Below are 13,856 nucleotides of genomic sequence, written 5' to 3'. Positions count from 1 at the left end.
AATCTTGTTCAACAATTTGACGACAAAATTGTTTTACAAGATTTTAATTTGACAATTAATCGGGCGAGTTTGTCACTTTGCTCGGTCCATCAGGATCGGGAAAAACAACCGCACTTCGCTTGATTGGCGGCTTTGAATGACCAACGCGCGGTGAAATCCGCTACAACGGTCGCGACATGAAAGACTTACCGGCGTACAAACGCCCGACAAAAACAATTTTTCAAGATTACGCTCTTTTTCCGCATTTAAACGTGGAAAACAACATTAAGTATGGCTTAAAGATTTACCGAGTACCACGGGAAAATGTGCCAGCTAAGTACCATCAACAGTTAGTCGCTTTGCAAAATAAGTGGCGTAAAACGGTTGAAGATAAATTGGCTAAATTAGACCGCGAGCAAGACGAGTACGAAACTATGATGGCGACTCACAAACCAAACTCGCACAAACATCGAAAAGCCCAAAAGTGACTCGACAACTCTGACTTTCATTACTCTTACTGGGAAAACTACGTCCAGCTTAAAACCAACCAGTACGCTAAACGCTACTTGACGCGTAAAATGACGCGCCAAGAAATTAACCAAGAAGTTGCTCAAGTGATTGACATGATTGGTTTAACTGGCAACGAAAAAAAGACGATCGATCAACTTTCGGGCGGCATGAAACAGCGCGTTTCACTAGCGCGTGCGCTGGTGGTTAAACCCGAAGTTTTGCTGCTTGACGAACCTCTTTCCGCGCTTGACATGCGTGTTCGCGAGAAGATGCAACTTGAGTTAAAAGACATCCAACGTAAACTGGGAATGACGTTTATTTTTGTGACTCACGACCAAGAGGAAGCTTTATCTTTGTCTGATAAAGTGGCTGTTATTAACCAGGGCCGGGTAGTTCAGTTCGGAACGGCTCAAGATATTTACGATGAGCCGATTAACGCTTGGGTAGCCAGTTTTGTCGGATACTCCAATTTATTCGTTGGTAAAGTTTTAGGCGAGGGAAAGTGCGCATGCTTGGCAAAAGTTTTCGCGCTCTAACAACCGGTTTTAAAACTAACGAAACGGTTGATATTGTCATTCGTCCGGAAGACATTGAAATTGGCCCGCGCGTCAAAGGACACCTACAAGGTGAAATTAAGCGGGTTAACTACCAGGGGACAATGTGGGAATACATAGTCAAAATTAATCCCAAAGGACCTGATTTACTAATTCAGTCAACACACAAATTTGCCGTCGGAACTAAGGTTGGAATTAACTGGGAGTGGGAGGAAGTCCACCTCATGAAAAGGGAGGTTAAAAAGCGTGTTTAACAAACGTTTAACTTTACTTTTACCTTACTTTTCGATCGCTATTTTGTTTATTTTAATGCCGATGGTTTTCTTGGTCATTAAGGCTTTTGCTCCGGTCAGCGAAGAGTTTGACAACTGGCAGTTGGTGAAAATGCCGACCACTTGGGTCGTCATGGGTCGCTCAATTTTAGTTGGTCTAGCTAGCGCTACCTTTTGCTTATTAATCGGTTTTGCTTACGCCTACTTTAGCGCTCGCAGCACTAGCAAAATGTTTCGAATCTTTGCTCTCAGTTTTCTAGTTTCGCCGCTGTTTGTTTTTACGATTGTCAAAGTTTTAGCACTCAAAGGTCTTTTGTTAGCCATTTTTGACGAATCAAGTCTTAACAACTTGGGCGTGTTAATTTTAGGTCTGACCTACCTGAACTTACCTTTCATGATTATTCCTCTTTACTCGGTTTTGCTATCAATGCCCCGCTCTTTAATTGAGGCTTCCGAGGATTTGGGTGTTAACCGTTTTTTAACGATTTGACGAGTGGTGATACCTTACACCTTGCGCGCTTTAGCGGCTGGATTTGCCCTAGTTTTTATGTTGGCGGCAACTTCCATCATCGTTTCGGAAAAACTAATTCCGATGCGTGAATCTTACAAACTGATCGGCAATTTCATGGATAACGCGCGGATCCGAACCAAGGCGCCTGATGGCGCGCTTGGCTCAACGATTGCGCTAATCACAATCGTGGTCATGATGAGTATTTACGGACTTATTTACCTTGGTCCGACTTTTTGACGAAAACTTCGGGGAGGTATCAATGTCTAAACTGGGAACGTTTGCCAAACGTTTTTACGTGGTTTTAATTTTGATTCTAGTTTACGTTCCGCTCGTCATGGCTGCGATTTTCTCGTTTAACGTGCCACCGCACCGCGGAGACTTAACTTTTAACTGAAACGGTTTTTCGCTGCGCGGATTTGACGAACTTTTCACCCAAGAAATAGGCCTAGCGTTTTTAAACTCTTTGCTTATTGGTCTAACTAGCGCGGGCGGAGTGGTTGTGCTCAGTCTTCTAACAACTTACGCGCTTTGACGCCAGCGCAACAAAATTTTCAAACTAGCTGTGGACGGAACGGCTAACATTCCGCTCATTAACCCGACATTGTGAGCGCGATTGCTCTAGCGGTTACGTTCTCGTTCTTGTTTGGAACGCTGGGGATTAGTGAGGGCGGGATGCTGCGGGCAATCGTTTCGCACATTGTAGTTATTTTGCCCTACGGACTAATCGTGATGTATCCGCGTTCAGTCAAATTTGATAAATCGCTTTTGGAAGCTTCTTACGACTTAGGTTATGGACCGATTCGAACTTGGTTTAAAACTTATTTTCGTCACATGTTGCCCATTATTGTCGCGACTTTTGTGATTAGTTTAACGCTTTCTTTTGACGACTTTATTTTGGTACGCATGGTGGCTAAGGTAGAAACGATTGGAACGCGCCTTTACAGCAGTAACATCAAAAATTGAACTTTAATGCTTGGAACCATTTTGCTCGTTTTAACTGTCAGCGGTTCGGCGGGCTTTGCGCTTTGAAAGGGAAGAGTTAAGAAACATGAAAAAATTCGTTAAATCAGTTTGACTAAAAAAAATTGCCATTTTACCTTTACTCAGCCCCTTAACACTAACGGCGCTCAGTTGCGGTCAAAGTCATCCGCTCGTTTGAAATTACCAGCAGTTTATTGATCCGGACTTAGAAAGTGAACTGAGCAAAAAATACGGTTATGCTAACTTTGGTGATCTTGATGAATTAGAAGCGGCTTTGCAAGAAAAACGGGTTTTAGTCGGGATGAGTTCTGACTACCAAATTAAGCAGTTTGCCCGGAAAAACATGGTGCAAAAAATTGACTTTAAAAGACTTTGGGGTTGGGAGTACGAAAGTAAGCAAGATTTAAGGCAAAAACTAGAAGAGATTTACACCCCGCTTGTTTTCCGCGCTTTTGACCAAGTTTACAGTCCGCTGGGCGATTTAACTGGCGATGGTCAAGAAGATTACTTGTGGGAGTACAGCGTCCCTTATTTTGTGCAGGAAAAAGTGGTCGTTTTTGATTCGCGTCAAGGCAACTGAAGCGAGCAAGAACGCGAGATGCTTGACGACCCCGAGCAACAAGCCACGCTTTTTCCTAACCGATCGTACCGGGGCATTTTAAAAACACTTGCTGATCGGGGTTACCAAAAAATCGTTGTTAACGATTACGTGCGCGACAATTTGATGATTGGATCGGAAGTTAGCCCAGGCGGGTTTAATTCTTTGCCGACTTTTGACACGTACGAAAGTCACATCCAAGGTTTTAAAGACACGATTGAAAGAAGTGATGGTTTTGGCCAAAAACTCAATTCTAACAACGTTAAGTTTGACACCGACGGAACCCAAGTTTTAATGGATCTAATTGATCCGCGTAAAGATTGGGATGTGGCGCTTCTTTACAACGGTGACGCACTTGATGCTTACTGGGCTGATGATAATTTTCCGCTGATGCAAGACGATAACTTTGTTCGAATCGTTAAACCCGAGAATCCGATTTTTCTCATTGACGGCTTAATTTTGCCGACCTATTTGACCGGAGAGTATCTCGAACAAGCTTACGAGGTTGCCCGGGGATACTTCTTTGGAAATGGCGAGCTCAGCGTTTTAGAAGATGTGGATTTAGAGGAAATACCGCGCGAATACCCGATCTTACTCAACTTTGATTACGTTAATTACTCGTTGCCGTTTCAAGTTTACCAAGACTACATTTTAGAAGAAGGTTATTTTGAAGATGAAGACGGCGAGGAAGACGTGGTTGCAAGAGACATATACGAACTAGACTATGATCCCGACTATGACCTAGCTCGTCACTTCACCCAACCGATTGCCGACACTTTGTTTACCATGGTTCAGCAAATGTATGAGCTAAGCAAAATTTAAACTTTTAAAGACTACTTGTTAAGTAATCATCGAGAATAATTTGGGCCGCAATTTGGTCTTTGAGCATTTTTTGTTTTTGTTGTGAAAGACCCGCTTGCTGCATGATTTGCGCCGCTTTTTTGGTCGTGCGGTGTTCGTCCATCAAAACAAATTTAACTTTTTTAAATCGCTTTTTTAAGAGAGGCAAAATTTGGTCAATTCGGCGGGCATTAGTCGGTTTGTCACCCGAGGGGAAACGCGGGTATCCAATCACAAAAGTGTCAAATTGGTACTCGGAAGTAACTTGCTCAATTTGGTTGACTAGATTAAGCCAGTCTTTTTCGGGGTAAATTAAGTTGGCTACCCCTTGGGCGGTCAAGTTAAAAATGTCACTCACAGCTACTCCGCAAGTTTTGCTGCCAATGTCGAGTCCGACTTTCCGCATATCGTCTGAATTATATCTAACGCGGGTGCGCTCAGTTAGGACCTTAATAAAAGAAAAACCCCGACTCACTTGGTCGGGGTTTTTCTGGTCTTTTTTAATCGTCCTTTAGACTCTCTAGAACCCGCAAAAAATCTTTTTCTTTAACGGGGTCAGTTATTCTGTCAACCGCAGCACGGATTTGTTCTGTGTCGCGCGGCGGTTGTTCTTTTGACCAATTGTATTTTACTTTCATGTTTTCTCCCTCACAACCAACCTTTTTGTTTTTAGGTCTTCTATGCAATTATATAGCTTGGCACTCTGAAATTAAGAGCAATGACTATGTTTCTGTATATTCAGGTCTTAATTTTTCCAATTACTATTTTTCAATTTTTGTCTGCGTTTTCTTTAGATTCAAGTTCCTGAATAAAACCCTTCAGGTCGTTTTCATAAGTGCGCTCGTAAATGTATTTTTCATCGCTGGTTCATTTGAGATAATAACCTAAATTCCAAAGGACGGTACTCAAAAAAACAATGCTGACTCTTTTGTTGCCGTTGTGAAAAAAATGACCCATCAAGATTCTCACAAATAGGTCTGTGACAAAATCAAAGATATCTCAATTTTCTTGATTATAGTGCCATTTCATAATGATGCTATGGATAGCACCCGCCACAGAACCGCTATTTTTTTCTACACCCGTCATTTTATCGTTATCTTCTTGGTTAAGGTATCTAACTTTTTTTGAACTTTCAACAGCATGTTTCACAAAAGAATCAACCAGAAATCAATTAAATTCTATGACAGCAGTCTCAAACCGAACATTTTCAGGGTTGCTGTTAAAATTAGAGTAGAACTTAGTCGAATCTTGACCAAATTCAATCTTGCTATTTTTCTTCTCTCGAATGTAACGCTGAATTTGCTCCTCTTTGTTCCATTCCGTGACGTAAATTCTGAGTATTCGCATAAGTACCACGTCTACATTTTACTTTTTCGTACCGTTATAAATTCCCAAGTTTGTCCAAAAACAAAGTTGAAAATTTAGTAAAACTAAGCGATTTTTAAAGATTAGTTAGTTGAATTTTTGGTCCGTCAAAAATGGCCCAAGCTACCGATAAAGTTTAAAAAATTTTCTTAGTATTTGGCCGATATTTTAATTTAACATTTGTGATATACTAATAAGGCTTTATTTAAACGCTTATGTTCCACCTTGCGCCGAGGAGAGAGTGAAGTCTATGCCCGTAAAAACCGCCGTTAGTCGTTCTTATCAACTGAGAAAATTTGGTCCTATCACTGAGCGACGTGATTATTCACGCAACAACTACCACTATCCAGTCGAGGATTTAGTTCGGATTCAGAAAGATTCATTCCACTGGTTCTTAACTAAAGGCCTAGAAGAAACATTTCGAAACATTTACCCTATTGACTCTACCAACGGGAAATTAACAATTGAATACGTTGACGGTTCGCTCCGTCTTGATAAGTACAAGGATGAATTCCAAGCGATTAAAATGGCTCGCCAAAAGGGAACTACGCTCAACGTCAAAGTTTATGCGACCTTGCGTCGTAAAGACAACGAAACGGGCGAAGTTAAAACCCAAGAAGTTTTGTTCGGAGAAGTGCCGATGATGACTCAAGGCGGCAACTTCGTCGTTAACGGCTCAATCAAAGTGGTCGTTTCACAACTAATTCGTTCGCCGGGAGCTTACTTTGAAATGGATGCTCGTAAGGGCTCTGACAAAGACCTTTTTAACAAGTTGGAGATTATTCCTAAACTCGGGATGTGGATCCGAGTTTTTCACAAAGTGACTAAAAGTAAGTCCGATATCAAAGTATCAATTGACAAAAACAACGTTTCGCTTTCAACTTTCTTACGTGCCTTTGGAATGACTAAAACCGCGATTGCCGAACTTTACGGAACTAGTCCGGAACTGGTTAAAATGTTTGACAAGTACGACAAAAAAGACCGTCGCAAAGATAAGAAAGAAAATTGAAAAGAATTTTTTGACCAGTTACCGTCGCTTTTTGGTTCCACACCCGTTTTAGCCGAAACGCTCCGCAAAGATAAAAAGGAGACCGAAATTGACGCTCTTGATTATGTGCACGGAATTTTGAAAAAGGGCGACCGGATCACCAATGAATCCCGTCGCAACTTGTTTGTAAACTTTCTCTTTAACAAACGTCGTTACGACTTGCTCAAAACCGGGCGCTATTTAATTAACAAGAAACTCAACTTGGTTGACCGCCTGGAAGGAACCATTTTAGCCCAGGATTTAGCCACAGTCTCAGGTAAAGTGCTTTATAAAACCGGTACTCCGATTGACTTTAAACTGGCCAAAGAAATTCAAAGTCAGTTTGACGAAGGCGTTTTGCCAACGGTTGATATTCCGGAAATTTCAACCGATGTTTACGGCAAGCAAGTTGACTTTTACCCTAATTTGCTTAAGCGGAACCAAATTATCGTGGTGCAAGTTTACCCGAATGAATCTTGGATGGAGCAAAATAAAAATCCGCTTAAAATTATCGCGAACGACCCTAATTCGCAAGAAGAACACCTGCTTATTTCTGACATTGTCGCGGCAATCGGTTACTACTTTAACTTACTTGAAGGCGTTGGAACCGAGGATGACCCCGACTCACTTGTCAATAAACGGGTGGTCACGATTGGTGAACTTCTTCAGAACCAATTTCAAATCGCTTTGACAAAGTTAGAGAGAAGTGCAAAAGAAAGAATGTCGGCGAACGAGCCTGATAAGATCACAGCCAAAAACATCACCAATAACAAAATTGTTTACAACCAATTTAAAACTTTCTTTAACTCATCGCAGCTTTCCCAATTCATGGACCAAGTTAATCCGCTGGCCGAAATCGCTAACAAACGTCGGATTACTTCGCTCGGCCCAGGTGGACTAAACCGTGAAACGGCGATTATTGAAGTGCGCGACGTTCACGCGACACACTACGGACGAATTTGTCCGATTGAATCTCCCGAAGGACCTAACATCGGTCTAATTCTTAACTTTGCCACTTACCCTCGCATTAACCAGTACGGTTTCATTGAAACGCCTTACTTCCCGGTGGAAAACGGCAAGATTATCCGCGATGCAATTTACTTATCGGCTAGCGACGAAAAAGGTAAAACTTTCGCTCAATCTTCGGTCGCGGTTGACGAAGATGATCAGATTGTGGAAGCTAACATCGTGGTGCGAAAAGACGGCGATTACATCATTGTTCCGCGTAAGGAAGTTAATTACGTGGACGTTTCTTCGCGTCAAATGACATCAATTTCTTCGTCTTGCATTCCTTTTCTAGAAAACGATGACGCCAACCGGGCTTTGATGGGAGCTAACATGCAACGTCAAGCAGTTCCGCTTTTAGAGTCAGAGGCACCGCTAATCGCGACGGGAGCCGAAGCCGACATTGCGCGCTATTCGGCTTACAACAAAATTGCTGAGGAAGACGGGCAAGTTAACTACGTGGATTCGCAAGTCATTAAAATCAAAGGCAAAAAGAACGTGCGAACTTACTACTTAAGAACGTTTGAACGTTCTAACCAAGGAACATTAATTTCACAACGACCAATTGTGCAAGAAGGTCAAAAAATTAGTAAAGGTCAAGTTTTGACCGATGCTTCTTCGTTTGACCAAGGCGAATTAGCGCTGGGAAAAAACGTGGTGGTTGCTTTCACAACTTGGAACGGCTACAACTATGAGGACGCGATTATTATCTCCGAACGACTTGTCCGCGATGACGTTTACACATCGATTCACATTGAAGAGCAAACCATTCAGTTTCGAAAAGCAAAGTCAGGCGATGATGAGCTCAGCCGCGACTTACCTAATGTTTCCAACTTTGCTAAACGAAATTTGGATGACTCGGGCATTATCAGAGTTGGTTCAGAAGTTCAAGCCGGCGATGTTTTGGTCGGACGAATTTCGCCTAAAAGCGAAGATAACCCGACCCCGGAAGAAAAACTAATCGCTGCGATTTTTTCTCAGCGTGCCAAAAACATTAAAGATACATCTTTAAAGGTAAAGCACGGTCACGGCGGAACTGTCATTGATGTGCAAGTTCTTTCGCGTGAAAACGGCGATAAACTGCAAGACGGCATTTCAATGATCGTCAAAGTCTTTATCGCGCAAAAACGCAAAATTAAAGTGGGCGATAAGATGGCTGGTCGGCACGGTAATAAAGGGGTTATCTCACGGATTTTACCAGTTGAGGACATGCCTTACTTAAGCGACGGAACACCGGTTGACATTATGCTTAACCCGCAAGGGGTTCCTTCCCGGATGAACATTGGTCAAGTTTTAGAACTCCACCTTGGCATGGCGGCTAAGGCGCTGGGAGTTAAGTTTGTTTCGCCTGTTTTTGACGGAATTAAGTACCGCGATGTACACGAGGCTCTGGCAGAAGCTAATTTGCCTCTTGACGGTAAATTTGATCTTTACGATCCGATTTTAGGCGCTAAATTTGCCCAGAAAGTTTCTGTTGGTGTCATGTACATGCTTAAGTTAGCCCACATGGTTGATGATAAGATGCACGCTCGTTCGGTCGGACCTTACTCATTAATCACTCAGCAACCACTTGGTGGAAAGTCTCAAAATGGTGGACAGCGCTTTGGTGAAATGGAAGCTTGGGCGGTTGAGTCTTACGGAGCTTCAAACGTTTTACAAGAATTACTAACTTACAAATCGGACAACATTGATGGTCGTAATAAGATTTATAACGCGTTAACTAACGGTATGCCTTTACCTAATCCGGGCACCCCTGAATCATTCTCGGTGCTCGCTTATGAGCTCCGCGGGCTGTGTCTCAAATTAGGCGTCGAAGTTAAGAAGGAAGAGTAGCGATGAGAAACGAAACAATTATTCAAACTAGACAATACCAAAAAGTTCATGAAAACGACATTTTGAGCATTTCTTTATCGCTGGCCAAACCCGAGGATGTGAAACACTGATCTTACGGGAAGTGACCAAACCAGAAAACGATCAACTATAAATCTTTCAAACCGGAGAAAAACGGTCTTTTTGACGAGGTCATTTTCGGGCCGATTACCGATTACAAATGTCCGATTTGTGGAACGAAATACAAACGTTCTAACGAAGGTCAAATTTGCGAAAAGACCGATGAATGTCGAATTTACCAACCGCAAATTTTACCTAAATCAGCCCGTCGCAGTCGCATGGGTCACATTGAACTCGCTTCGCCAGTTGTTCACTTGTGGTTTTTTACAATTCACCACTCAATCATTGCCAAAGTTTTAGGACTTAAAACGGAAGATTCCGAAAAGTACCACTCACGTCGTCAAATTGAGAACATCATTTACTTCCGCTCCCACATCGTGCTTGAGTCTGACGGAATTAAAGCTTTGCCCAAAAATAAAATCATTGAAATTAACCAAGCGGCAGTCATTTACCGCAATGCTTTGCTCGAGTTGCGTGAACGTTACGAAGTCGGCAGCGATGCTTACCAAGAGATTAGTGATTCCATTGAGGATCTTGAACAAACCGCTAGTTCTAAACTTGGTCAAGATTACGGAGTTGACTTTTACGAACTCAACGAAATTATTCACGAGTATTCCAAGGCTAAAATTAGTACCGGTGCCAAAGCGATTGAGTACCTGCTAAAAAACTTTGACCTTAAAAACTCAATTCGTCGAGTCAAGTCCCAAATTACCCGGATTTCCCGCGAAATCAAGGAAAACGAAAGTTGGTACTCAGGACTCGTTCAGCAACGATCAAAACTTTACAAACGTCTAGATGTTTTGAACAAGTTTTATAAATCGGGTCAAGATTTGACATCAATGATCATTTACAACTTACCGATTATTCCCGCCGACTTACGACCTTTAATTCAAATTGATGGAGGCCGTCACTCTACTTCAGACATTAACGATTTGTACCGCCGAATTATCATTCGAAACAACCGACTTAAAAAGTGACAGGAAAATGACGCGCCGATTTTAATTATTCAAAACGAACTGCGCATGTTGCAGGAAGCGATTGACGCTCTAATTGATAACAGTCGGAAAAAACCTTCACCGGTTATGTCAAAAGACAACCGTCCGCTCAAATCGCTTTCTGATTCATTGTCGGGTAAAAAAGGTCGCTTTCGTCAAAACCTACTTGGTAAACGGGTGGACTACTCTGGTCGTTCGGTAATTGTGGTCGGTCCCGAACTAAAAATGCACCAAGTTGGTATTCCTCGTCAAATGGCAGCCAAACTTTTTGAACCTTGAATTATCCAGCGGCTAGTTAACCACTCGCTAGCGAGTTCAATTAAGGGCGCAAAAAAACTAGTTGAAGAGCAAGACAACCGCATTTGACCTTTTGTTGAGCAGGCTATTAAAGGCAAAGTTGTTTTACTTAACAGGGCGCCAACGCTTCACCGTTTATCAATCCAAGCTTTTGAACCGGTTTTAGTTCGGGGTAAAGCGATTATGCTGCACCCGCTCGTAACCACTGCTTTTAACGCCGACTTTGACGGTGACCAGATGGCGGTTCACGTTACAATTGCACCCGAAGCGGTTCGCGAAGCGCGCGAACTGATGCTGGCTAACAAAAACATTCTTGGCCCTAAAGATGGTGAGCCAATTATTAATCCGTCCCAGGACATGGTGCTCGGCCTTTACTACTTGACTCAGGAAAAAGCCGGAGCACGCGGAGAAGGAAACTTTTACCGATCTTACGACGAGATGATTAAAGCTTACGACCAAGGCCACGTGGATTTATCTGCTCGAGTGGCTCTGCCGCTTGTCGAAGTACAAAAGCAGTCGCTTTTTAACCACTACGACGAAAAGTCTTACTTGGTGGCTTCGGTTGGTAAATTCATTTTTAACCAAGCGTTCCCGGCTAGTTTTGATTTTATTTTTGATAACAGCATTTTTGACATTTATCAGCGCACTAACCCTTACGTGGTACGTTATGGCACCGACTTACGTAAGTACATTCAAGAGCTGCCAACGCAAGTACCGCTCGCTAAAAAGGATATTGCCAAAATTGTTCGCTACGTTTTTGACAAGTACGTTTCAGCGATTAGTAAGGAAGACTTATCTCAGGTGATTAAGCAAGTTAACGTGGGTAACTACTACGACACCGTGATGCTTTTTGCCGAGTTAAAAGATTATAGTGGTCGCCAACTTAACCACGTTCACGCTCAAACTTTGTCTTTGATTTTGCGCCAACGTTTTGAAGAAGTTAACCGCCGCATTACTTTGCAAAACCAGGGAGTCGAACGAATTTTTGAACTAGATGAAAAAGTTGAACTGCTGGAAAAAGTTTGGTTTGATTACACTAACGGGGTTGCTAAAATTCTTGACAACTTGAAAGAGTTAGGTTTTAAATACTCAACTGTTTCAGGCGTGACGATGGCCGCTTCAGACATTATGCAGTCACCAATTAAGGACGTAAAAATTAAAGAGGGCGACCAGTACGTGAACTCGCTTTGAAAAATGTACAACCAGGGCGTGATTACTAACGACGAGCGTTATAAGTTGGCGATTGAAAAATGGTCGCAAATTAAAGACGACATTCAAAAAGATTTGACTAACATCATGGATCAACACCCAACCAACCCAATTTTTATGATTATGAAATCGGGAGCGCGTGGAAACATGTCCAACTTTGTCCAGTTTGCTGGTCTAAGGGGACTAATGTCCAACAGTAAAAAGATGCGCCGGGGATACGTTAAAAACCAAGTCGTTGTTCGCTCAACGATCGAAGTTCCGGTTAAGTCTTCTTTCCTAGAGGGTCTAACAGCTTACGAGTTTTACTCTTCTACCCACGGTGCCCGTAAAGGACTAACTGATACGGCTCTTAATACTTCAAACTCTGGTTACCTCACCCGGCGTCTAGTTGATGTAGCCCAAAACATCGTTGTTCGCGAAGTTGATTGCGGCTCTGACATTGGCGCGGTTGTAAAAGACCTAGTTGAAACGCAAACCCAATCGGTAATAGTTTCTTTAGCTGAACGTGTGGTTGGCCGCTTCACTAATAAGCCGATTCACGATGCTAAGGCAATTTAATCATTGATGCTCAGCAGTTAATTGACGCTAAAATTGCCGAAGAAATTGTCAAGGCTAAACACAAAGAAGTCGAGATTCGTTCCATATTTGGTTGCCAAACTCGCAACGGAGTTTGCCAAAAATGCTACGGAAAAGATTTAGCAACTGACCGGGTGGTTGAGATTGGTGAACCAGTTGGAGTCGTAGCAGCTCAGTCAATCGGAGAACCTGGAACCCAACTTACGATGCAAACTTTCCACACCGGTGGTGTGGCTGGCGTGCAAGACATTACGGGCGGGTTCTCGCGCTTGATGCAGCTAATTGACACAACCAAAGACGTGTGGGAAGATAAGGCGATTATTTCTAAGACCCACGGCGTCGTGACTAGCATTCATAACCACGACAAAGACTCGGGCGTTTCGGTCATTGAAGTTCAAACAACCGAACTTGAAACTCCCCAAACTTACCAATACCAGTTTGTTAGCGCTAACCGTCGACTTCGCGTTAAACGTAAACAAGTTGTGCGTCCAGGTCAAAAACTAGTTGAAGGTCCGATCATTTTGACCGAACTATTGGAAATTGCCGGTACTAAAGCGGTTCAAAACTACATTCTCAAAGAAATTCAAAAACTTTACCGCATGCAAGGTATTGCGATTGCCGATAAATACATTGAAATCATTGTTCGTCAGTTTTTGATGAAGATTTTAATTAGTGAACAAGGTGATTCAGACTTTTTTGTCGGTTCACTAGTTGATAGTCACGCCTACCGCAAGTTAACGCTCAGTTAATTAGTCAAGGCAAAAAACCTGCTTTTGGAGAGGTAGTTATTAACGGAGCTAAAAAAATCCCGCTTCTCTCTGAATCGTTCTTAGCGGCGGCTTCTTACCAGGAAACGCCATCGGTTTTAGTCCACGCCGCGATTGCTAATAAAGTTGACTACTTAGAGGGTCTAAAGGAAAACGTAATTGTTGGGCATAAAATTCCAGCTGGTACTGGTTCGCACAACTTTGCACCGCGAGGTAAGTACGATTTACGCGATCCGCGCGACTATTTTCAAATTTAACCCTTTGTTGAGGCCAAATTAGCGTTTTTTTAAGCGAAAAATAGGTTTTGAAACTTATTTTTCTTGTATAATCTCACTTGAACTGATTGGAATTATTAGTTAGTTCCGCGTGAGCGGAAACCAAGGTTAGTCTTCTTTAGTTTTTAGAAGTCCAAGCGGTTCG

General features: G+C 42.5%; 10 protein-coding genes and 1 pseudogene. 8 read left to right on the top strand and 3 right to left on the bottom strand.

Annotated elements, in window-relative coordinates; genetic code table 4:
- The first annotated feature begins 77 nt into the window (after nucleotides 1–77).
- From CSH31_RS04445 to CSH31_RS00520, 6 genes are read left to right on the top strand one after another with little or no spacing between them, the layout of a single operon-like run.
- Nucleotides 78–1,025 (top strand): ABC transporter ATP-binding protein, encoded by a 948-nt coding sequence (locus tag CSH31_RS04445; protein ID WP_128008442.1) that lies wholly within the window; start codon nucleotides 78–80, stop codon nucleotides 1,023–1,025.
- The gene (locus CSH31_RS04810) at nucleotides 998–1,297 is read left to right on the top strand and encodes a TOBE domain-containing protein (RefSeq protein ID WP_128008441.1); all 300 of its coding nucleotides are present in this window, start codon (nucleotides 998–1,000) and stop codon (nucleotides 1,295–1,297) included. Before CSH31_RS04445 ends, CSH31_RS04810 begins: the two co-directional genes overlap by 28 nt.
- A complete protein-coding gene (locus tag CSH31_RS00535; protein ID WP_127942585.1) occupies nucleotides 1,290–2,093 on the top strand; it encodes an ABC transporter permease subunit in 804 nt (267 codons plus the stop codon). The genes CSH31_RS04810 and CSH31_RS00535 overlap by 8 nt, the downstream gene beginning before the upstream one ends.
- Nucleotides 2,086–2,448 (top strand): hypothetical protein, encoded by a 363-nt coding sequence (locus CSH31_RS00530; protein WP_128008440.1) that lies wholly within the window; start codon nucleotides 2,086–2,088, stop codon nucleotides 2,446–2,448. The genes CSH31_RS00535 and CSH31_RS00530 overlap by 8 nt, the downstream gene beginning before the upstream one ends.
- Nucleotides 2,430–2,891, top strand: coding sequence for an ABC transporter permease subunit (locus tag CSH31_RS00525; RefSeq protein ID WP_161565610.1), 462 nt, complete (start codon nucleotides 2,430–2,432; stop codon nucleotides 2,889–2,891). The genes CSH31_RS00530 and CSH31_RS00525 overlap by 19 nt, the downstream gene beginning before the upstream one ends.
- On the top strand, nucleotides 2,875–4,227 hold the full coding sequence (locus tag CSH31_RS00520) for a hypothetical protein (protein WP_128008438.1): 1,353 nt from the start codon (nucleotides 2,875–2,877) through the stop codon (nucleotides 4,225–4,227). Before CSH31_RS00525 ends, CSH31_RS00520 begins: the two co-directional genes overlap by 17 nt.
- Nucleotides 4,228–4,231: 4 nt before the next feature.
- Here CSH31_RS00520 and ruvX read toward each other — a convergent pair whose 3' ends face one another.
- Genes ruvX through CSH31_RS00510 form a run of 3 tightly spaced genes read right to left on the bottom strand, consistent with a single transcriptional unit; the run spans nucleotide 4,232 to nucleotide 5,592 of the window.
- A complete protein-coding gene (ruvX, locus tag CSH31_RS00515; RefSeq protein ID WP_128008437.1) occupies nucleotides 4,232–4,720 on the bottom strand; it encodes a Holliday junction resolvase RuvX in 489 nt (162 codons plus the stop codon).
- Nucleotides 4,721–4,745: 25 nt separating this feature from the next.
- Entirely contained in the window at nucleotides 4,746–4,883 is a 138-nt protein-coding gene (locus CSH31_RS04280; protein ID WP_161565609.1) for a hypothetical protein, read from the bottom strand.
- A gap of 40 nt (nucleotides 4,884–4,923) precedes the next feature.
- Nucleotides 4,924–5,592, bottom strand: a complete 669-nt coding sequence (locus CSH31_RS00510; protein WP_127942577.1) for a type II toxin-antitoxin system death-on-curing family toxin — start codon at nucleotides 5,590–5,592, stop codon at nucleotides 4,924–4,926.
- A 268-nt stretch (nucleotides 5,593–5,860) separates the two neighbouring features.
- Here CSH31_RS00510 and CSH31_RS00505 point away from each other — a divergent pair, with 268 nt between their 5' ends.
- Nucleotides 5,861–9,475: a DNA-directed RNA polymerase subunit beta gene (locus CSH31_RS00505; RefSeq protein WP_128008436.1), complete on the top strand. Its 3,615-nt coding sequence runs from the start codon at nucleotides 5,861–5,863 to the stop codon at nucleotides 9,473–9,475.
- 2 nt (nucleotides 9,476–9,477) lie between these two features.
- Nucleotides 9,478–13,693: pseudogene (gene rpoC / locus CSH31_RS00500) on the top strand (DNA-directed RNA polymerase subunit beta').
- The last annotated feature ends 163 nt before the right edge of the window (nucleotides 13,694–13,856 follow it).

The sequence above is a fragment of the Mycoplasma sp. ATU-Cv-508 genome, assembly GCF_004011945.1.
Classification (GTDB): domain Bacteria; phylum Bacillota_I; class Bacilli_A; order Mycoplasmatales; family Metamycoplasmataceae; genus RYZV01.
This window is presented reverse-complemented; position numbering and strand designations above follow the sequence as displayed.